Annotated in this window: 16 protein-coding genes and 1 pseudogene; 7 read left to right on the top strand and 10 right to left on the bottom strand. The window is 58.7% G+C overall.

The annotated features are described in order from the left end of the window. Window positions 1-99: 99 nt before the first annotated feature. The 4 genes from KW840_RS16435 to KW840_RS16450 all read right to left on the bottom strand — a co-directional run bounded on the left by KW840_RS16435 (window position 100) and on the right by KW840_RS16450 (window position 5,864). Window positions 100-1,260 (bottom strand): iron-containing alcohol dehydrogenase, encoded by a 1,161-nt coding sequence (locus KW840_RS16435; RefSeq protein WP_090456528.1) that lies wholly within the window; start codon window positions 1,258-1,260, stop codon window positions 100-102. 3 nt (window positions 1,261-1,263) lie between these two features. Continuing rightward, window positions 1,264-2,655: an aldehyde dehydrogenase family protein gene (locus tag KW840_RS16440; RefSeq protein ID WP_218496282.1), complete on the bottom strand. Its 1,392-nt coding sequence runs from the start codon at window positions 2,653-2,655 to the stop codon at window positions 1,264-1,266. Window positions 2,656-2,662: 7 nt separating this feature from the next. Continuing rightward, window positions 2,663-4,036: a glutamine synthetase family protein gene (locus KW840_RS16445; RefSeq protein ID WP_218496283.1), complete on the bottom strand. Its 1,374-nt coding sequence runs from the start codon at window positions 4,034-4,036 to the stop codon at window positions 2,663-2,665. A gap of 238 nt (window positions 4,037-4,274) precedes the next feature. Beyond that, window positions 4,275-5,864, bottom strand: coding sequence for a winged helix-turn-helix domain-containing tetratricopeptide repeat protein (locus KW840_RS16450; RefSeq protein WP_218496284.1), 1,590 nt, complete (start codon window positions 5,862-5,864; stop codon window positions 4,275-4,277). Between the two features lie 259 nt (window positions 5,865-6,123). On the opposite strand from KW840_RS16450, the gene KW840_RS16455 reads away from it, so the two are divergent. The 4 genes from KW840_RS16455 to KW840_RS16470 all read left to right on the top strand — a co-directional run bounded on the left by KW840_RS16455 (window position 6,124) and on the right by KW840_RS16470 (window position 10,116). Then, window positions 6,124-6,876, top strand: coding sequence for an SDR family oxidoreductase (locus tag KW840_RS16455; protein WP_218496290.1), 753 nt, complete (start codon window positions 6,124-6,126; stop codon window positions 6,874-6,876). 44 nt (window positions 6,877-6,920) lie between these two features. Further along, on the top strand, window positions 6,921-7,334 hold the full coding sequence (locus KW840_RS16460) for a cupin domain-containing protein (protein WP_150814785.1): 414 nt from the start codon (window positions 6,921-6,923) through the stop codon (window positions 7,332-7,334). Window positions 7,335-7,429: 95 nt separating this feature from the next. After that, window positions 7,430-8,527 carry an HlyD family secretion protein gene (locus tag KW840_RS16465; protein ID WP_218496291.1) on the top strand — a complete coding sequence of 366 codons (1,098 nt, stop codon included), beginning with the start codon at window positions 7,430-7,432 and terminating at the stop codon, window positions 8,525-8,527. Next, window positions 8,524-10,116 carry a DHA2 family efflux MFS transporter permease subunit gene (locus tag KW840_RS16470; RefSeq protein ID WP_218496294.1) on the top strand — a complete coding sequence of 531 codons (1,593 nt, stop codon included), beginning with the start codon at window positions 8,524-8,526 and terminating at the stop codon, window positions 10,114-10,116. Before KW840_RS16465 ends, KW840_RS16470 begins: the two co-directional genes overlap by 4 nt. 259 nt (window positions 10,117-10,375) lie before the next feature. Here the strand turns inward: KW840_RS16470 and KW840_RS16475 are convergent. The 5 genes and pseudogenes from KW840_RS16475 to KW840_RS28525 form a co-directional block, all read right to left on the bottom strand. Next, window positions 10,376-10,573 (bottom strand): annotated as a pseudogene (locus KW840_RS16475) (hypothetical protein); the annotation flags it as partial. A gap of 236 nt (window positions 10,574-10,809) precedes the next feature. Then, window positions 10,810-11,502 (bottom strand): RES family NAD+ phosphorylase, encoded by a 693-nt coding sequence (locus KW840_RS16480; RefSeq protein ID WP_218496295.1) that lies wholly within the window; start codon window positions 11,500-11,502, stop codon window positions 10,810-10,812. Then, entirely contained in the window at window positions 11,496-11,900 is a 405-nt protein-coding gene (locus KW840_RS16485) for an antitoxin Xre-like helix-turn-helix domain-containing protein (protein ID WP_090456513.1), read from the bottom strand. The genes KW840_RS16480 and KW840_RS16485 overlap by 7 nt, the downstream gene beginning before the upstream one ends. A 97-nt stretch (window positions 11,901-11,997) precedes the next feature. Further along, entirely contained in the window at window positions 11,998-13,494 is a 1,497-nt protein-coding gene (locus tag KW840_RS28825) for a methyl-accepting chemotaxis protein (protein WP_218496296.1), read from the bottom strand. Between the two features lie 296 nt (window positions 13,495-13,790). Next, window positions 13,791-13,925, bottom strand: coding sequence for a hypothetical protein (locus KW840_RS28525; RefSeq protein WP_256353383.1), 135 nt, complete (start codon window positions 13,923-13,925; stop codon window positions 13,791-13,793). A 774-nt stretch (window positions 13,926-14,699) separates the two neighbouring features. Here KW840_RS28525 and KW840_RS29025 point away from each other — a divergent pair. From KW840_RS29025 to KW840_RS16505, 3 genes are all read left to right on the top strand, one after another. Further along, window positions 14,700-16,925, top strand: coding sequence for a calcium-binding protein (locus KW840_RS29025; RefSeq protein WP_218496297.1), 2,226 nt, complete (start codon window positions 14,700-14,702; stop codon window positions 16,923-16,925). A gap of 762 nt (window positions 16,926-17,687) precedes the next feature. Continuing rightward, a complete protein-coding gene (locus tag KW840_RS16500) occupies window positions 17,688-19,271 on the top strand; it encodes an S-type pyocin domain-containing protein (protein ID WP_371318470.1) in 1,584 nt (527 codons plus the stop codon). Then, the gene (locus tag KW840_RS16505) at window positions 19,271-19,543 is read left to right on the top strand and encodes a hypothetical protein (protein ID WP_218496300.1); all 273 of its coding nucleotides are present in this window, start codon (window positions 19,271-19,273) and stop codon (window positions 19,541-19,543) included. Before KW840_RS16500 ends, KW840_RS16505 begins: the two co-directional genes overlap by 1 nt. Before the next feature lie 239 nt (window positions 19,544-19,782). Here the strand turns inward: KW840_RS16505 and KW840_RS16510 are convergent, their stop codons facing one another. Further along, window positions 19,783-20,070, bottom strand: a complete 288-nt coding sequence (locus tag KW840_RS16510; protein WP_218496303.1) for a hypothetical protein — start codon at window positions 20,068-20,070, stop codon at window positions 19,783-19,785. Between the last annotated feature and the right edge of the window lie 437 nt (window positions 20,071-20,507).

Genomic DNA, 20,507 nt, shown 5'->3' on the forward strand with positions numbered 1-20,507 from the left:
TTTCTGTAGGAGCGAGCTTGCTCGCGATGAACGTCAACGATGACGCGGGGAGCCTGACACCCCGCGTCATCCTCAAGTCCATTGCGAGCAGGCACGCTCCTACAGACGGCCGTGAAGTGCCGCGTCGAAAATCTTTGCCACGCCGTCCCGGGTCAATGGCAGCGGGTTGCCGCCAGCGGAAGGGTCGACAATCGCCATGTCGGCGATCAGGTCGGCCTGCCGGTCATCAACGCCCAGTTCAACCAGGGTATGGGGCACGCCGATGTCCTTGCGCAGCTTGAGGACGAAGGCCAGGAAACTGTCGAACCCCGGGGAGGGCAGGCGCAGGTACGCCGCCAGGCGGGTGATGCGCTCCTCGATGGCCGAGCGATTGAAGTGCAGGACATAGGGCATGAAGGTGGCATTGGTCATGCCGTGATGGGTGTCATACAACGCACCCACCGGATGGGAGAGCGCATGCATCCCGCCCAGGCCTTTCTGGAATGCCGTGGCGCCCATGGCCGCCGCCGCGAGCATTTGTGCGCGGGCCTCAAGGTCCGACGGCGTGTGTACCGCCTTCACCAGTGAGTTGGCCACCAGGCGCATGCCCTCCACGGCAATGCCATCGGCCAGGGGGTGAAAGCCGGGGGCGCAGTACGCTTCCAGGCAATGGGACAGCGCGTCCATGCCGGTGCCTGCGGTGATTTTGGCGGGCATGCCGACGGTGAGGGCCGGATCGCTGATCACCACGCGGGGCATCATTTTCGGGTGGAAGATGATGCGTTTGGTGTGGGTGCGCTCGTCGATGATCACCGCCGCACGGCCGACTTCGGAACCGGTTCCCGCCGTGGTCGGCACGGCAATGACCGGGGCGATGCGGCTGTCGTCGGCGCGGGTCCAGTAGTCGCCGATGTCTTCGAAGTCCCAGACCGGACGGGTCTGGCCGCTCATGAAGGCAATGAGCTTGCCCATGTCCAGGCCACTGCCGCCGCCGAACGCGATCACGCCATCGTGCTGGCCGGCACGCCAGGCATCGAGCCCGCCAGCCAGGTTGGCTTCCACCGGATTGGGCTTGAGGTCACAAAACAGCGCCACGCCAAGACCGGCGGCGCGCAATGCGTCCAGTGCCGCCGTGGTGATCGGTGCGCGCGCCAGGCCGCTGTCGGTCACAAGTAAAGGTCGCTGGATACCCTGGCTGCGACAGACCTCGGCCAGTTCGGCGATGCGCCCGACACCGAAACGAACGCTCGTGGGGTAGTTCCAGTTTCCTGTCAGGTTCATGGTCTACACCTCGTGACGCAGATGAAAGGATTTGGCCCGGGTCAGGTGCTCGTAGCCCAGTGGCGACAGGGTGACGCCGCGACCGCTGTTCTTCACGCCGGTCCAGGCCAATGCCGGGTCCAGATAGTCGCAGCGGTTCATGAACACCGTGCCAGTGGCGATCTCGTTGCCCAGGCGTTCGGCCGCTGCAAGATCCCGGGTCCAGATGGAAGCGCTGAGCCCGAACTCACTGTCATTCATCAAGGCGATGGCTTCTTCATCGCTGGCCACCGGCATGATGCCGACCACCGGGCCAAAGCTTTCGTCGCGCATGACCGACATTTGATGGTTCACGTCCACCAGCACTTGCGGTGCCAGGTAGGCGCTGCCCGGCACGTCGGCGGGAAAGGACTTCGGATCGATCAGCGCTTTGGCGCCCTGGGCCAGCGCATCGGCAATCTGGCCGCGAACGAAGAATGCGGCGCCCGGTGTCACCAGCGGACCGAGGGTGGTGGCTTCATCCAGTGGGTTGCCCAGCACGTACTGGCGGGTCAGTTCGGCGAAGCGCTCGACAAACACCGGGTAGATTTTCTGGTCGACGTAGATGCGTTCCACGGCGCAGCAACTCTGCCCGGAATTGAAGAAACTGCCGTCCACCAGATTTTCCACCGCCTGTTCAAGGTTCGCGTCTGCCCGGACATAGGCCGGGTCTTTTCCGCCGAGCTCCAGGCCCATACCGAGAAATTGTCCGCTGGCGACGCTTTCCATGACTTTTCCAGCCTCCACGGAACCGGTGAAGTTCACTTGCTGCACGCGCCCGCAAGCAATGATCGCCCCGGTCGACACATGGTCGAGCAGCAGATTCTGGAACAACCCCTCGGGCAGTTTTGCGCGACGCATGGCCTCGGCGAAGCGCTCGCCCACCAGCAGCGTTTGCGACGCATGCTTGAGGATCACGCTGTTGCCGGCCATCAGCGCCGGGATAATCGTGTTCACCGCCGTCAGATAGGGGTAATTCCACGGAGCGACCACCAGCACCGTGCCCAGCGGCTCGCGTTTGATATAGCGGCGAAATCCCGCGACAGGCTCGGGCTCTACCCGGTCAAGGACCTGCGGTGCGATAGCGATCATGTGTCGGGCGCGTTCGGCGAAACCGCGCAGTTCGCCGGCGCCATAACGCACCGGGCGGCCCATTTGCCAGGCCAGCTCCGGCACGATGTCGGCCTGCATCGACAGCATTGCGTCCACCGCGGCAGTGCAAAACGCCGCGCGTTCGCTCAGTGAGCGGCGTTGCCATGCCGCCTGTGCGCTGGCAGCGGCCGTCAGCGCCTGCTCGATCTGCGCCGCATCGGCCACCGCGCGTTCGGCGTACACCCGGCCATCGACCGGGGAGATCAATTGAACCTTCGCAGTCATGATGTTCTCAATAGCGCTCGAAGCCGCGCTGCAATTCCCAGTCGGTGATTCGCCGGTCGTACTCTTTCTGCTCCCACTCGGCGGTGTGCACGTAATGGTCGACCACCTCGTCGCCGAACGCCTTGCGCAACATGCCGGAGGCCTTGAGTGCGGCGCTCGCTTCGCGCAGGGTCTTGGACACTTCCGGCAAATGCTCGTCCAGGTAGGCGTCACCTTCGAACGGCGGTGCGAGGTCGAGCTTCTCGTCGATACCGGCCAGGCCCGCCGCGATCAATGCGGCGAAGGCCAGATAGGGGTTGAGGTCGGCTCCACCGATGCGGCATTCGATGCGGATGGCCTTGCTGCCTTCGGCACACAGGCGAAAGCCGGCGGTGCGATTGTCGCGGCTCCAGACCGCCCGCGTCGGCGCAAAAGTGCCAGCCTGGAAGCGCTTGTAGGAGTTGATGTAGGGCGCGAGAAAACAGGTGATGTCGTTGGCGTACTTGAGCTGGCCGGCGACCCAGGCCCGCATCAGTTTCGACATGCCGAACTCGGCTTTCGCGTCGAAGAACAGCGGCTTCTTGGCGTTCTTGTCCCACAACGAATTATGGATGTGACTGCTGGAGCCGGCAGCGTCGTAGCGCCACTTGGCCATGAAGGTGATCGCCTTGCCCTGCAATTGCGCGATCTCTTTGCAGGCGTGCTTGATGATGACGTGGTGGTCGGCCATGGTCAGGGCATCGGCGTAGCGGATGTTGATCTCTTCCTGGCCGGGGCCCCATTCCCCCTTGGAGTTTTCCACGGGAATGCCCGAGGCCTGCAAGTGCTTGCGAATCGCCCGCAGCACCGGCTCTTCGCGGGTGGTCTGGAGGATGTTGTAGTCCTCGATGTAATGGCCGGCGGTTTTCGGTTTGTGATAGTTGCGCTTGTGGATCGCCTCGTAACTCTCATCGAACAGATAGAACTCGAGCTCCGAGGCAAACATGCCGGTGTAGCCACGCTCGCGCAGGCGCTCGACCTGTTTTTTCAGAATCGCCCTTGGGCTGTGGGGCAGGTCCTGGCGATGGTGATGATCGAGCACGTCGCACAGCACCAGCGCCGTGCACTCAAGCCAGGGCACGCGCCGCAGGGTGGACATGTCGGGCTTGAGCACGAAATCGCCGTAACCCTTGCTCCAACTGGCCGCGGCGTAACCCGGCACCGGCTCCATGTCGATGTCATCGGCCAGCAGATAGTTGCAGCAGTGGGTTTCTTCGTGGCCGCTGTCGATGAAAAACTCGACCTGGAATCGCTTGCCGACCAGGCGTCCCTGCATGTCGACCATGCAGACCAGTACGGTATCGATTTCGCCGGCAGCCGCGGCGCGCTTGAGTGCATCAAAGCTGAGGAGGGGCTCTGTCATCACGGCAATCCTGCGTGAAAGGTTTGGGCCAGTCTGGGATAGCTGTTGCAGACGCTCTCCAGAAAAACCCAAAACCTGCAGAACCGAGCATCATGAGCAACGAGTTGATCAAAGCTTAGCCTACGTTGTAGGAGCGAGCTTGCTCGCGATGAACTTGAAGACACCGCGTTTAATCAGAAAACCCGCGTCATCGTTGACGACCATCGCGAGCAAGCTCGCTCCTACAGGGTGGGCGTCTTCACTCCGGTAGCCCGGCCAGCCGCAGTCCATCGACGAAACGGGCGAAATCCTCAGGCCGTTGAATGGGCAGCCAGTCCTTGAGGGTGCACAGACGCAAAGAAGGATCCAGCTTTTGCAGACGCTGCATCGCCAGATTCGCTTTTTCCATTCGACCGCCGAGCGCATCACTGGCCGCCACCAGCGCCGCCGCGACCAGCAGACTGGGCAGGTTGCCCAGGGCCTTTTCCGCCCACTGCGCAGCAGCATCGAAGTGCCCGGCGAAGAAATGCGCGAGCGCCATCCCCACCTGCATTCTGAACATTTCCGGATCCAGCGGACTCAAGCGAACGGCATGGTTCAAATGCTCGATGGCGGCGTCTGTTTCACCGTGCAGTGCCCGCAGGATACCGCCCAGAAACCAGGCGGGGGCGAGGTTGGGATTGAGCAGGCGCGCCCTGTCGAGCAGCGCAATGCCGCCGTCGACTTCGCCGGCGAGATGAGCAAGCGCATGTCCGCCCCGGGTCAACGCGACGGCATCGTCGCGGCCTAGGGTCACCGCCAGACGTGCCAGGCGTATGCCCTCGGCGATTTCTGCGGGTCGATCGCTCATCCAGCCATTGAGCTTGCGCCAGAAGTGGCACCAGGCGGCCATGCCATAGGCCGAAGCGAATTCCGCATCGAGTTCGATGGCCTGGTAGAACATCGGCAGCGCCTGCTCGATGGCTTCCCGGCTGCCGCTGTGCAGTTTTGCCATGGCCCGCAGGTAGTAGTCGTAGGCGTCCAGGCTTTCCGTCGGCTTGCGCTTGGCGCGTTCGATTTCTGCCCGCTCCAGTTGCGGCGCGATGGCACCGACGACGCTTTCGGTGATTTGGTCCTGCAGCTCGAAGAGGTCGTCGAGCAGGCCTTCGAAGCGCTCCGCCCAGATATGCGTCCCGCTTGTCGCGTCGATCAGTTGCCCGGTAATGCGCAGCCGGTTCCCGCACTTGCGCACGCTGCCTTCGAGCACATAGCGCACGCCCAGTTCCTGGCCGACGCCCTGTGCGTCCACGACCTGGCCCTTGTAGGTGAAGCTCGAATTGCGCGCAATGACGAACAGCCAGCGGATACGCGACAGGGCCGCGATGATGTCCTCCACGACGCCATCGGCGAAATACTCTTGCTCCGGATCGCCGCTCAGGTTCTGGAAGGGCAGGACGGTGATCGAGGGTTTGTCCGGCAGGACGAGCGTAGGGGAGAGGATTTGTTTCGGGGCAGCGCTTGCGCGTTCGTCGATGTCAGGCTGTGGTGTTTGCCCGCTCAAGTCGCCGTTGATCCGACCAACGAAGCGGTAGCCCTTGCGGGGGACGGTGCGCACCAGGCGCTGCTCCTCACCGGTATCACCAATGGCCTTGCGCACCGCATTGATGTGGCTGGTGATCGTCGATTCCGAAACGATCCGGTCGCCCCACACCGCCTTGAGCAACTCGTCCTTGCTGACGACGCGGTCGGGATTGTTGACGAACAGCAGCAACAGATCGAAAACCTGCGGTCCGACGGCCACGATTTGCCCGCGCAGGGTCAGCTCCCGGCGCTCCTGATCGAGTACGTAGTCTTCAAACGTGAATGGCAAATTGAGCATCCCCTGGCGAAGCGCCCTCAACTCCGTGTCCCAGGCGGCTGGCGGTTGGTAACTGAGGCAGATGATACGGCAGCTCGACACCCGCTGCACCGTCTGCGGCAAGGGGGGCTGGACGAACGTCAATGGCTTTGGACATAAATCCAAGCACTCGCCAAGGCAAACCCAAGCCCGGCGCAAGGACTTGCCTGGTGCGCGCAGGCACTCTTTCTACACCGACGCAATGGTTGCAGTCGACAAGTGGAGAAAAGTCATGAAGATCGTCGTCATCGGAGGCTCCGGCCTCATCGGATCGAAACTTGTGAACACCCTGCGCGAGCGCGGCCATGATGCGCTCGCCGCCAGCCCCAGCACGGGCGTGAACAGCATCACCCGCGAAGGCCTGGCCGAAGCGATGGATGGTGCTGATGTGGTGGTCGACGTGGCGAACGCGCCGTCGTGGGAAGACCAGGCCGTTCTCGATTTCTTTGAAACGTCGAGCCGTAACCTGCTGGCCGCCGAAGCCGCTGCCGGGGTTCGTCATCACGTAGCCTTGTCGATTGTCGGCAGCGAACGGCTTCCCGATACCGGCTATTTCCGGGCCAAGGTCGCGCAGGAAGCCCTTATCAAGGCATCCGGCGTTCCTTACACCATTCTACGTGCCACGCAGTTCTCCGAGTTTGCCGGCGGCATTGTCCAGTCGTTCGCCGTTGGCGAGGAAATTCATGCTTCGCCGGCGCTGATCCAGCCGATAGCGTCCGACGACGTGGTAGCGGCGCTGGCCGATGTCGTGCTGGCAGCACCGGTCAATGGCACCGTTGAAGTCGGCGGCCCGGAAACCATGCCGATCGACGAACTGGCCAGGCGTTATCTGCGGGCGACCCAGGACAACCGCAAGGTCGTGCCGGATGTACATGCCCGTTACTTCGGCGCCGTGCTCGACGATCAATCGCTGGTCGCCGGCAAGAACGCACGCCTGGGGGCGATCCGCTTCGACGACTGGCTGGCCCGGTCGATGGCGCAGTAACGGATCGCACCCGCACATTTCCCTACGAATCCAGGAGAAATCCCATGGTTACCCGATTGCTAATGGCCGCTGTCTTCGCGGCGCTCTCGATCAGCGCCGCATCAGCCGCCGAGCCGCCCCCCGGCAAGGTGACGGTGGTGTTCGACCGTCCCATTCCCAACATCCCTGGCAAGAGCATGAGGGGCGTGGTCGTCGAGTATGGGCCGGGTGCCGCATCGCCGGCCCACACCCATCCGAAAACGGCCTTCATCTATGCAACGGTCCTGGAGGGTTCGTTTCGCATCCAGGTCAAAGGCGAGCCGGAAAAGATCTACAACGTCGGCGAAAACTTCGTAGAGGAACCGGGCTCCGTGCACCTGGTCAGCGCCAACGCCAGTGACACCCAACCTGCACGCCTGTTGGCGGTGTTCGTCCTCGACACCGAGGAAAAGGTACTCGTGACACCGATCAAACAGTGAGCCGATCACGCGCTCATGAAGGCTCGACCGCCGGGCGGCAGACCCTGTCGCCCAGTGGCTGAGTCAGTTCTTGGCACTGAACAGGAAATGAAAAAATGAACTCGCTCCTGGACAAGGCCGCCATTGCCACCAGCGCAAGTAGCGGCACGCCTGTGGTCGTGGTACGGCGAAGCAAGCGCAAGACCATCGGCCTGTTGCTGTGCGTCGCGGCTTTGATGGTCGTGGCGGTTTGGGGAGCCGTGGCGTTTTCAAGTGGCGTGACCTCGACCGACAACGCGTATGTCCGCGGGGATGTCACCTCGCTGGCCGCCAAGGTCGCCGGCTATGTCACGGCGGTCGAGGTCCGGGACAACCAGGCCGTGCGTGCCGGTGATGTGCTGTTTCGAATCGATGACCGCGACTACCGCGCCAAACTTGCGCAAGCCGAGGCCAATGTCAGCGCCGTCCAGGCGCGCCTGACCCATGTCGACGCACAGATCCAGCTCCAGCATGCGCTGATCAGGCAGGCCGAAGCGCAAAGGCGCTCGGCCACCGCCGACATGAGCCTGGCGGCCAAGACCCACGACCGCAGCCGCAAACTGATCGTCAGCAATGCGGTCAGCCAGGCCCTGGTCGATGAAACCGGCACCGCGCAATCCAGAGCCGCGGCCTCGGTTTCGGCCGCTTCGGCAACGGTCGAGGCGCAACAGCAGCGCATCACGGTGTTTGTAACCGAGCGCGAGGCTGCCGTGGCCGCTGTGAGCCAGGCAGAGGCCGCACGTGACCTCGCCCGGATCGATCTCGAGCACACCGTGGTACACGCACCTGTGGATGGCGTGGTCGGTAACCGTCAGGTTCGCCTCGGTCGTTTCGTCACACCGGGCGTTTCCCTGCTCGATATCGTGCCGGTCAATGATGTATGGGTCGTGGCGAACTTCAAGGAAACCCAGCTCGAACAGATTCGCCCCGGTCAGCCGGTGCGCGTCACGGTCGATGGTTACCCCGATGCGGCACTCGATGGCGTGGTCGACAGCTTTGCACCAGGCAGTGGCTCGGCGTTCAGCCTGCTGCCGCCCGACAACGCCACCGGGAACTTTGTGCGTGTCGTGCAGCGCGTTCCGGTGAAGATCCGCCTGGCTGAAAACCCCCTGCCGGGGCGCATCGTGCCGGGCCTGTCCGCGCGGGTGGAAGTTGCACAAGGGGCCGGCTCATGAGCAGCGTTGCCTGCGCCACGCCGAGCAGCGCCAGGACAACGAACGGCGTCCTGCTCATGGTGGGCATCGTGCTGGCGACGTTGACGGAAGCGATCGCCAGCACCGTGCTGGCCCTCGGCCGCGGCGACATCATCGGCGACACCTATGCCACGCCTGACGAGTTCGCCTGGCTGGATGTCGGCTACATCGCGTTCAAGCTGATCGGGTTCATGCTCGCCCCTTGGCTGATGCAGCGATTTTCTGCGCGCAACGTGATCATCGGCGCCACCCTGGTCATGGGCCTGGCGTGCTGCGTGGCTGCCGTTACCGCCTGGCTGGAACTGCTGATCGCATTACGCATCCTGCAAGGCTTCGCGGGAGGTGCTTTGCTGGTGGCGGGCCAGGCGATCATCTTTCGCGGCTATCGGCGCGCGCTTCAGCCGATCCTGCAAGCCCTGTTCGCCATGGCGGCGGTGGTCGCGTCGGCGACCCTCGCGCCAGCCCTGCAAGGGTGGTTGATCGACAGCCAGTCCTGGACCTGGATTTTCTTCAGCGTGGTGCCGCTGGCCCTGGCGGCGACCGGCCTCTTGCTCATCGCCGACCACCCCATGCCCGCCAGGGTCCGGCAACATTCGTTCGACTGGCTCGGGTTCTCGCTGCTCTCTGCGGCCCTGTTCTGTTTCACCTACGTGCTCAGCCAGGGCAGCCGCTGGGACTGGTTCGAGGAACCGCGCATCCTGGCACTGACGGTGATCGGTGCCGCCGCGCTGCAGGCCTTTCTCGGTCAACAGGTGTTGGCCAACGGCCAGGGGTTGCTCGATTTCAGCCTGTTCAAAACAAGCGATTTCACCTTTGCCTTTATCGTCAGTTTCGTCGCCGGTGCCGCCCTGTTCGGCAGCGCCTACCTGATCCCGGCGTTCGCCCTGTCGGTACTCGCGTTCACACCGACCGATGCCGGCCTGCTCCTGTTGCCCAGTGGCGTTTTTTTTGTCGGTTCGCTGCTCATCGCCGCCTATCTGTTCAGCGTGCGTCGCGTGCCGCCGGTGGCGACCGTGCCGTTGGGTATCCTGCTGATCATGGGGGCGATGTGGATGCTGTCCGGCTCCAACAGCGAAAGCGGTACCGACGACATGATGGCGGCCATCCTGTTGCGCGGCCTGGGCCTTGGCTTCCTGTTTCTGTCGATCACGCTGATCGCTTTCAGCCACCTCAACAGCCGCAACCTGGCCAGCGGCATCGGCCTGTTCAACACAGGGCGCCAGTTGGGAGGCTTGATGGGCGTCGCCGGGCTGCAGACCTTGATTGACCATCAGGTTGTCAGCAATGGCGTGGTCCTCGGCGCCAACGTCACCCCAGGGGGACACGCGGTCATCGAACGGCTGATGACCACAACCGCGATGCTGGCAGGGAAGGGCATGGATCAGGTGGCCGCTGGCCGGGCAGCCACGAGCTTGCTGGGCAAAGCGGTATCAGGTCAGGCCACGGTGATTGCTTTCGATACGGCGTTCTTCGCCGTGGCCCTGCTGTTCGTCTTTGCCGCGCCCATACTGGTCGGCATCAAGATTGGCCTCTCGCGATCCGCGAAAGTGCATGACCTACAAACGAATTGATAACCCGCACGAAAAAGCCCGGCTGTTGAAGCCTGATGCTGTTCAGTTAAATGAGAACGATCCCCTGCAGGAGCGAGCTTGCTCGCGATGGTCGTTAACGATGCCGCGTGTTTACAGGCTAAACGCAGCGCTCTTGAGTCCATCGCGAGCAAGCTCGCTCCTACAGTGAGTGGATCATTCTCGCTTGATTGAGCAGCATCAGGCTGTTGAGGCCGGGCTTTTCGTTGAGTCTTGCGGTAAAGCACTGCATTCAGACAGCGCGGCTTTCGATCAGACGGTCGGAACCACCTTCGGCAACACGTTTTTCCAGCAGGCGATCCGAGCCACCTTCAGCCACACGGCTTTCAATCAGACGATCCGAGCCGCCTTCGGCGACCACAGGTTGAGCAGAGTTTGCGGCGAAAGCGTTAACTGCGAAAACCGAGAAAGCGATGCTGAGGAGGGTCTGGCGTTTCATGATGGTGTGCTCCGGGGTGCTTATGGGTTGGTATGGAGCAGATGTTACGCCGGGGAATTTTCAAGAGAACTTCATTGAAATGATGGTGACTATCGATGCGCTCAATGGATCGCAGATCCCTGTGGGAGCGAGCTTGCTCGCGATGGCAATTTCACGTTCAACATATGTGTCGATTGACACACAGCAATCGCGAGCAAGCTCGCTCCCACAGGTATTCATGTGCCTGACAACGGGGCTCAAGCCTCACTGATCTGACTGACACTGGTGATCTGCCCATTCCAGACCATCTCGTAATGCGCCGTCTGCACAATCGACGAAACCGGCCTCGGCGTCATCAACGCCCAGCAATGACTGCCCGGCATCCGCACCGAGTGATAACGCAAACCGGGGCAACCGGCATCGCGCACTGCCTGCCCCAATACACGGGAATGGCTGTAGTCGTCCGGCGCATACATCGGATCGCTCATCGGCAGGGCCGCGGCGTCCTTCATCCCGCCATCGCCAAATGCACAGGCCAATCCACGAAACACAAAGCGCTCATAGTTCAGGCTCGGCACCCTCGACCAATACAGCGCCTGGTGATGTCGCACCTCGGCCAGCGCCGCGTCCATCGACTCCGCCAGGTACAACACCCCAAAACGGCCATCGCTGAAACGCGAGCCCGCCGGGTTGACGTGGGTAAACGGCGCAATGGCGTAGGAGCAACCCGGAATGCCGAACGGGATCTCGCTGCGCGCAATCAACTCCAGCTGACCCACCTCATTTTTCAACCGCGGATTGGTCAGCGCCTGAATCTCGAACAACACCTCGAACTCAGCCGCATCCGCCACATCATCAAACAACGCAATGGGCGGAAACTTCGAATTGACCAGGCGATAAGCCTGCAACGACTGACCGGCAAACACCGCCAACTCACTCGCCATCACCATTGCGCACCTCGCAGCATGTCGATGCGGCGGAAGGTTTCGTACAGCGAAATCATGTCGCCCTGGGCCATGATCTCCAGCGGCGAACGCCCGTTGAAAAACTCGTTGTCATTGGCCATCGAGGCAAAGCCGTACACGTTATCCGGGTTGTCGAACACCAGCCGCAACGTCGCGTGAATGTTCAACACAAAACTGATGCGCTGCATCTGGTCCGCATCCAGCGCCACCGCCCAGTCCGGGTCTCGCTGCCGGGCGCGGGTGTAGGTGCTGCGGGAAATACGCAGGATGCGACAGGCCTGATCGCTGTTGGCCTTCCACTTTTCCAGAATGCTCACGGCGGCACGCAGGCCGGTGACGCATTGGTTTTTGCTGAAGGATTGGGGTTGCAGGGGGACGGCCATGATCAATACCTATCTTGAGTCCATAGACTCAAAGATATGTTTGTTGAGTCTGTAGAGCAAATCGGTTCGACCAACGGAAAACTTCTCCCGTCGAACATCACTGATGAAACGTCCGCCCCAACGCATCCAGCCGAGTCGCAATGGGCGGCAAGCGCCGACTGCTCAGCGCCAGTGTCTCCACATCATCCGCCGTGTTTTGCGCAATGCTCTGCACCGACTGCAAGCGCCCGACAATCTCGAAACTTGCCGAGGACTGTTCGCGGGTCGTCGTGACGATCCGCCCATTGAGCTCATCGATCTGCGAGATGTCGCTGCCGACGGCCTGCAACATCGCTGCCGCCACTTGACTGTCCTCGACGCAGCGCACTACACCTTCGCGGCTGTCCTGCATGGCCTCCACGGCTTTGCGGCTGCCTTGCTGCAAGGCTTCGATGATGGTGCGGATTTCCTTGGTGGACACTGCCGTGCGTTGCGCCAGGCTGCGCACCTCATCGGCCACCACCGCAAAGCCCCGGCCTTGCTCGCCGGCGCGCGCCGCTTCAATCGCCGCGTTGAGCGCCAGCAAGTTGGTCTGCTCGGCAATGCTGCTGATCACCTCCAGCACCGTACCGATCTGCTGCGCCTGCCCGGCCAGTACCTGCACGGTCTGGTTGGTGCCTTCCAGGCGTGAGGCCAGTTGAGTGATTTCCTGCCGCGCACGGTTCACGCTTTCCTGGCCGCGAGTGACTTGCGCGCTGGCCTGGCCGGCATGGACAACGGCATGCTCGACATGCACCACGATGTGCTCCATCGCATCGCCCATGCGCTGCATCGACCCGGTCATCTGCGCGATTTCCGTCAACTGATGCTTGGCGCCTTTCTCCAGCGTGTTGCTGGCCTTGGCCAACTCCTGGCCCAACTGACCCAAACCCTGAGAGTCACGCACCACGCCGTCCACCAAGGCGGTGATCTGCGTCAAAAACTGATCGAAGCGCTGGGCCAGCGACACATGCACCCGAGCCTTGTCACCCTGGCCGGCACCGACAGTGAACTGGGACGTGGTCGCCAGCATCTTGTCCAGCATGTCCTGGCTCTCCACCGCATCGGCCTGGCTGTGCACCGCCAGATAGAGCAGCGCGACCGTTTCCATCACCACATAAAAAGCGTGAACGAACACCATTGTCCAGCCACCGTGATGGGCCATCACAAACACCGGAAAACCCTGATGCTGCAGCGCATGAAACACCACGTGATGCAGCGCAATCGTCACCGCCGCCACCAGAATCGGCAGCCAGTCCCGATAAAACGTCAACACCGCCAACAACGCAAAAATCCCGAAGTGCGACTCAATGACCCCCTCGGCCTGATTGATATGCAACGCCGCCATCACCATCAAACCCAGGCCCAGCAGACAACGCATCAACCGCGTTCCGCCGATGGCTCGATACAACAACGTCAACAACACACTGGTGCCGCCGCCCACCAGCAGCGCCTGCTTGAAGGTGTCGTGCCAGAACGCCAGGCCGATAGCGAACGCGAACATCAGCCAGATCAGACCCAGCATGATGCGGTCGGCTTTGCGGTAGTGGTCGAGGAAACGAGGGGGGAAGGGCATGTACGCTTACTCCATGTAAATGAGCCAGAAAAAGCAGGGTTTATGGCAACACGGGACATCGCGAAAGCTTGGGGGCGTTAAGGAAGCAGACGTTTTCAGAGTCAGGGATGCGAATCAGTTGGCGGCGTGGTCGAGGTGTATTTGAGAAACCGTGGAGAGCGTAGCCCTTGGCCATCATTCTGGGCAGCTACGACGTCGCTCGTGGAAAACAATGTCCGATATAGAGGCAAGTAATGCTGAAGTGACGGGGGAGTGCGACAGACTCCGTTGCAAAGCCTGTCGTACACCCGAGGCAATTACGACTTCTTCGGCGGATAGTTACCGCGCAAGACACCAGACTTGTTGCCGGTTTTGCCCGGCAGGTTCGGCACCAACGGACGGGATCTGGGCTGGGGGTTGGAGCGGCTTTGGGGTTGAGGTTGTTTGCTCATGTTCGCCTCCTGAGTTTTCAGGGATTCGCGAAGTGTTATTACTGATGAAGTTTAGCTAATCGACTCTGGACAGGGTCGTTTGGCGTGTTGTGAGCGACCAAAACCCGCTGCCTGCACCCGCAGCCGCTGTCCACCCAATCACAACCATCGCGCAATGGACTGACCAGCACCACCTGGGATGTCATCAGCGACTTTGTGCGGGGTAGCGACAAGATTTACGTATCAGCGATGCTGAGCGCTTCCTGTGCTCCATGTGCAATCCACTTCCACTTGACAGAGTCCATACCCTCAGTAATATCGTTTTGATATTATTCCGGCATAGGGACTGCATGAGGAGTAACAGCCGAAAAATTTGCTGCCGATCCCTTCTGAACAATGAGGTCAGGGTAGTCAGGCGTAGTGGAATGGCGTCAAAAAGCCCCTACGGCACCAACGTATGGGGCATTTTATTTTCCAGAGCCAATGTGGAAGTCGGATCGACTTACGCCCCCAACTTGTCATCAGCCATCTGTGAACGGGTGCAGTGAATTCCTTTGGTTACGTAGATACATCTAATAGCCGACTATTGATCGAACTTGGCCAGTCGCCAATGTCGGCTTTGGATTGTAACCACGCAAGTGGAGCGGGATTGAAAATAGTATGCGCGCCGTTTTTTCAAACCAAGCAAGAGTTTGACATGAGCATGTACGAGGATGGGTTGCGCCTCCCGTGACTGCTTGAAGTTTGGTCTGTGGCAGAAGCCGTTTTTTTAGCAGTAAAGACAGGAGAGTCTAAGTGGCAACAGTTAATGGAAAGACGGTAATCGGGTCCACCATCTATGGAACCACCGGCTACGATATAATTTATGGCCGCAACATCGCCGAAGTGATTTATGGCTTAGAGGGTGACGATACCATTTATGGCGATGATGGTAACGATACGATCTATGGCGGCAGTGGGGCGGACAACCTGTACGGTGGCAACGGCAACGATATCCTGGACGCGGGCACTAGCAGTAATAACACCCTTACAGGCGGCGCAGGGGCAGATACTTTCGTCATAAATCGTGGACCCGGTTATATAGGGCAAACCATCACGGATTTTGACGTATCCGCAGATCGACTGGATGTTCGTCAGCTCGGTATCTCCGACATCGATACACTTAATCGCCTGTTTGAAGTTAATTACTACGACAAGCTTTTATTTAAAATCAATACTAACGGTTATGACTCGACGACCACGCTGAACAATCTTTGGGCCAGCGGGATCGGGGAGTTGGACGCGTCCAATGTGCTGCTCAATACGACCGTCAAAGACGATATTCTGACCGCAACCTCAAAGAGCGACCTGTTCGGCGGGTTTGGTAGTGACAAGCTTACCGGTTCTTCGTCCGGCGACCGCCTTTTTGGCGAAAGCGGCAATGACACCCTCTTCGGCATGGCTGGGAATGACCTTTTGGTCGGTGGTGCCGGCAACGATACCCTGAGCGGTGGCGCCGATGGTGATGTGCTCGAAGGCGGTAGTGGCAACGATATCCTGAACGGTGGCACTGGGAGCGATCAGCTCATCGGCGGGGCTGGTAGCGACATATTCATCGCTCAGCAGGGGAGCAATTACTACGACTCGACCCGAGTCATCGATTTCAGTCTCGCGGAGCAGGACAAGCTCGATGTCCGCGCGCTCGGGATCAGTGATATCGATAGCCTCAAGCGCTTGGTCGAGGCGGGGGACGACAATGGTGGCGATGTCATCAAAAATTGGAACGGCGGCAACTCGGCTGAGCTGGTGCTCACGGGCGTATCGATCGCCGACCTGACAACGACCAACCTGCTCCTCAATACAAGCACGGCCAACTCCAGTCAGTTCGCCACCGGCAAAAGCGATTTGTTCGGTGGCCTTGGCAACAACCGTCTCGTTGGCTCCTCGTCCGGCGACCGCCTGTTCGGCGAAGGCGGCGCTGACACCCTGGAGGGGGGCGATGGTTACGACCTGCTGGTGGGTGGCAGCGGTAACGATAGTCTGTTCGGTGGCAATGGTAACGACACACTGGAGGGCGGCATTGGCGACGACAAGCTCGATGGTGGCGACAACTATGACGTCCTCAAGGGGGGCGCCGGTAACGACACTCTGAATGGCGGCCTGGGAGACGACGTAGTATCGGGCGGCGCCGGTAATGACGTGCTGATCAGCAGTCTTGGCGACGACTTTCTAGACGGCGGTGAGGGCATCGATACCCTGTCCTACGCAGCAGAGGGATTGGCGCTCAACGTCAATCTCAGCCTCACGGGCGAGCAGCGTGTCGTGGCATCCCGTTACGAGGATGATCGAATTCTCAATATCGAAAACGTTATTGGTGGTTACGCGAACGATCGCCTGGTGGGCAATGCCTATAACAACAGCCTCGATGGAGGCAACGGTGACGATACACTCACTGGTGGACTGGGTAATGACACCCTGCGTGGTGCGGCTGGCAATGACACCCTGAATGGGGGTGGCGGCGTGGACACGGCTACCTACGAGGGGGCCGCTTCTGCGGTCAAAGTCGACCTGAGCATCACGACGGCCTCCCAGAACACACTCGGTGCAGGTGTCGATCGCCTCCTCTACATCGAAAATCTCACCGGATCCAGCTACGCCGATACGCTGAAAGGCGATGCGGCAGCCAACGTGTTAACGGGCGGATTAGGCAAGGACACCCTCACCGGCGGCGCCGGCAACGACATCTTCGATTTCAACGCCCTCACTGAAACGGGGCTGACCAGTGCCACCTGGGACGTCATCACCGACTTCGTCCGGGGAGCCGACAAGATTGACCTGTCGACGCTTGATGCCAACACGGCGACGACCACCAATGAAGCCTTCACCTCGATCATCGGCAGTACCGCAGCCTTCAGTGCGGCCGGCCAGTTGAAAGTTTCAGCGGGCGTGCTCTACGGCAATACCGATGCCGACAGCGCCGCCGAGTTCGCCATCCAGATAGTCGGTGTCAACAGCGTGTCCACGGCGGACTTCATACTTTAAATCGCGGATCTGGCATCTGACAGGGTGACGCTTAGCGCGTCACCCTTGATATGCCAGACGTATCTGGCTGTCTCCTTTTGGCTGTGGATTCAACCTTGCCGCAGAACGAAGGTAGGACAAAAAACGGGCGCCCTTGGCGCCCGTTTTCATTTACCCCGCAACCTGCGCCCGCAACTGCCGCCCAATCACATCCATCAAATCGCAACCATCCCTCAACGGAATGGTCAGTAGTTTGAAAAAAATCGACAACATACCGAGTCGCACCAATTTCGGATCGGTAGACAATACTCTCCAGCGCCTGCATAACCGTCCGAGTACGATATTCGCCGTTATTTAAAGGGCTTAATAAAAATAAAACAGTTCTTTTGTTTTAGTAGTCCATATGTGGAAGATTGAATTCGGCGCTTTTGCTGTGAGTATTTTCTGGAAGTCGCAAAGGTTGTTTGGGTCTGATGTAATTTTTCGTGCGCGACGTATCTAGTAAATGTTGAGATGTTGAAGTTGCTAGGTAATTGCGGCATAGCTTTTGTTCTGTCTATTTGATGGAGTTAATATTGTGCATGGAGTGCTATATGAAAAAAAACAGTTAATCATGATTCACTTTCAATAACGTCTGGGTCTCTGCCGGTTCAAGCTGCGGAAGCCTCAGCTTTTCCTTCAAGCTTCGATAGTATTTTGTTTTGGGATGGGGCTGTCCCGGCGGTTACTACGCCGTATAGTATTGAGGGCGTCAAAAATACCGGAAACGAATACCAACAATTAGTGGCGATATTTCTTTCGGTGCACGATCAGATAACGAATGCTTTTTCGGGTGGTGCACCGAATATTCGAGGTTATCTAGAGAAGTGCATAGCCGCAGGCATTGACTCCAAAAAGTTAAATGCGCTGGAAGCTGCCTTAAAAAAGAAAGTGGTCATCGTTGAGCTTTTGCAAAGGGTTACAATGCACGGAAGTTGGAGCGATGCAATATTGTATTTTGGCGTGGACGCATTGTCGCTAGACAGAGAAACAATTGCCCAGATTTGGGCAGGTAATGTGCAGTCAGAATATGATGATGAAGTACGACTAAGTTTTTATGAAGAATTCCTGTTATCACTAACTGCCGCCTACGTTAAACGAATTCTAATCGAGGCCGTTCGCATTTTGGAGGACGCTTCCGCAGCTGCAGACGCTGAAATCCATCGCGCCTTGGCAAGGGGCGAAGTCGCTTACACCTACAGGTTGCCCATTGGTCATGGCGAAGAGGCAGGAACTGTGGCGGGTGCCATTGCAATCCATTTCACCGACGGTTGGACCTTCGGGTTGGTAATCGATAAAGGCATAAAGTTGTTGGCAGGGTTGGGGGAAGCACTAATCAGTCGGGCCACCGCTGTTGGGATCGGGGCCTTGTTCTATTCACCTGCACTTGCTAACGGCGAACGCTTTCCTGAAACCGCTCTCAAATTACCTGGTACCACTTTTTTACCAAAACTGCCGTCAAACCTGAATGAGATCGCCGCTGCCGAAGGAACCATTAATCTTCCTTTTCGGATTTTTGGCGACCTTAACCGATACACACTTGTTGCAACCCCGGCTGGGGGGAGTGTTTCGGCAAAAGTGCCAGTGCGAGCATTGGTGTTCGATCCAACGACCAGCAGCTACAGTTTCACGTCAAACGATACACCACCCAATATCCTCAGTTTTCCCATTGTTCACTTGGGAAGCAACTCGACAACTTCGCCTGCCCGACCTGCGCATGTACCGACTTACACTGGAGTTACTCTGTCGCCATTGCTTGTGCAGCCTAAAACCTTACCCGCGTCCGAATTACCCGATTTCAGGGATTGCATTTACTGTTTTCCGATTGAAAGCGGCCTGCCGCCAATCTACGTTGTTTTTAATAGTCCTTATAAAGGAGCAACCACAAGGGGGAAATACAGTGGTCGATTTTTCAATCCCGCGAAAGCCGGAGGCCCAATCCTTGATCTTGATTGGACAAATGCTACCGTGACCCAAACGGGTATTGATCTGGTCAAGTTGCATACGGGACGCTTCAGTCCCTCGGATGCCAATGCCATCATGATTGATCGCTTGGAAAAAATTCTGTTGGGTAAATTGGTGGTCACAGAAGTGGATAAACGCTTCTATACTCATGAAATCAGAGAGCTGGAACGTTTCAGAGCATTAGGTGTGGTTGACGGTGTAGACCCGAATGACGACGGTGTTATTTGGAACAACACTCACGCCGCGACGCTGGAGGACTACAAAGTCAAGGATGCTTTTGAGCTGCTCTATACACCTGATGCTATAGAAGCGGATGAAAAACAAAGGGAACGAGAGTTCAAGGAACTTGGAGGATTAAAATAATGAGTGTCATTGCAACTATCGTACTTAACGAAAAGCCTGAAGAGGTGATACTGTTTGTAACAAAAAATCAATTAGGCATTTCTTTTCCTCAGCTTGATGGTCTTTACAATCGGGCTAACTGGGCGCATGTGGAGAGCAACATAGGGCTATTGAATCTTGTCAAAAAAATGTGTGATGCCGGTTTTATAAAAAATAATGGGCTCAGAGTTGTGAGGGGACCCAACTGGAGAGAGCCGGCATTCATGCTCGAAGGCAAATATACCTTTGATTGATAGCACCAAGTGCCTGAACGCAGCTGCCAAAGAACGGTGACAGTAGCCATCATTTCGTGGTCATCCCGCTCCCTTGTCCAGTCGTTTAAATCATCGAAGGTTTCCCAGGTTGAGCCGCTGTTGCAGCGGCTCTTCTCTTTGTTAAGGGCATATTGAGTATCTTCGCCTGATTGGTTTTTTGCGGTCTCAAATCAAGGCTGACGGGTAACCCTTTCTGGACCAGTAATAAAGGGGCGCCTTCAGCGCCCGTTCATTCCCTCCGCAGCCTGCGCCCGCAACCGCCGACCAATCACATCCATCAAATCACAACCATCGCGCAACGGAATGGCCAGTAGTTTAGAAAAGTTGGAAAGCACCACCGTGTCGCAACCGAGTTCGGATCGGTAGGCAATATTCTCCAGCACCTGCGTAACCGTTCGAATACGGTAATCCGCCATGGCTTGCAGGACATCGAGTGGGGCTTGGGTGTCGATGAGCAGGGAGGCCGGAACCAGGTCTATCCCAGTGAGAGGCATATATCGATTCATTGTGAAGATCTCTGTTTGATTGGCTCAAGGCCGTCACTCAGTCGTCGCCAAACGATTGGGTGGCAGCTGTGCGCAGGTTGGCGAACCGGCAACAGAGAAAACCGGCAGACCCGGAGGTCTCCCGCGCACAGCCGCCATTACAGCGGCTTTGCGGGTGCGATGATACCTGCAATAAAGCGGATAGCCTTCGCATTCTCTGTTATCAGGTCGCCAAACCCGAATCGCCATTTGGGCGACGGCGCCGACTATAAGCCGCACGGGATCAGCGCGGGAAGGTGAGGCATTCCGAGCTTTGTGTAGGACCATTGATGATGAAACTTCAGACCTTTCACATCACGTCACTGGAAATATAAACACAGACCTGAGATGGTCTTCGCCCCTTGGTTTCAGCCACCAACGCTATCCTTAATCATCGTTCCCGCCGTCGAGATGGATCT

This window comes from Pseudomonas sp. PDM30 (genome assembly GCF_019218985.1).
Lineage (GTDB): Bacteria > Pseudomonadota > Gammaproteobacteria > Pseudomonadales > Pseudomonadaceae > Aquipseudomonas > Aquipseudomonas jessenii.

Excerpts from the sequence above, each read along its gene's own strand:
- KW840_RS16435 (WP_090456528.1), bottom strand. The coding sequence starts at position 1,260 with ATGAACCTGACAGGAAACTGGAACTACCCCACGAGCGTTCGTTTCGGT.
- KW840_RS16440 (WP_218496282.1), bottom strand. The coding sequence starts at position 2,655 with ATGACTGCGAAGGTTCAATTGATCTCCCCGGTCGATGGCCGGGTGTAC.
- KW840_RS16445 (WP_218496283.1), bottom strand. The coding sequence starts at position 4,036 with ATGACAGAGCCCCTCCTCAGCTTTGATGCACTCAAGCGCGCCGCGGCT.
- KW840_RS16455 (WP_218496290.1), top strand. The coding sequence starts at position 6,124 with ATGAAGATCGTCGTCATCGGAGGCTCCGGCCTCATCGGATCGAAACTT.
- KW840_RS16460 (WP_150814785.1), top strand. The coding sequence starts at position 6,921 with ATGGTTACCCGATTGCTAATGGCCGCTGTCTTCGCGGCGCTCTCGATC.
- KW840_RS16465 (WP_218496291.1), top strand. The coding sequence starts at position 7,430 with ATGAACTCGCTCCTGGACAAGGCCGCCATTGCCACCAGCGCAAGTAGC.
- KW840_RS16470 (WP_218496294.1), top strand. The coding sequence starts at position 8,524 with ATGAGCAGCGTTGCCTGCGCCACGCCGAGCAGCGCCAGGACAACGAAC.
- KW840_RS16480 (WP_218496295.1), bottom strand. The coding sequence starts at position 11,502 with ATGGTGATGGCGAGTGAGTTGGCGGTGTTTGCCGGTCAGTCGTTGCAG.
- KW840_RS16485 (WP_090456513.1), bottom strand. The coding sequence starts at position 11,900 with ATGGCCGTCCCCCTGCAACCCCAATCCTTCAGCAAAAACCAATGCGTC.
- KW840_RS28825 (WP_218496296.1), bottom strand. The coding sequence starts at position 13,494 with ATGCCCTTCCCCCCTCGTTTCCTCGACCACTACCGCAAAGCCGACCGC.
- KW840_RS28525 (WP_256353383.1), bottom strand. The coding sequence starts at position 13,925 with ATGAGCAAACAACCTCAACCCCAAAGCCGCTCCAACCCCCAGCCCAGA.
- KW840_RS16505 (WP_218496300.1), top strand. The coding sequence starts at position 19,271 with ATGAGTGTCATTGCAACTATCGTACTTAACGAAAAGCCTGAAGAGGTG.
- KW840_RS16510 (WP_218496303.1), bottom strand. The coding sequence starts at position 20,070 with ATGAATCGATATATGCCTCTCACTGGGATAGACCTGGTTCCGGCCTCC.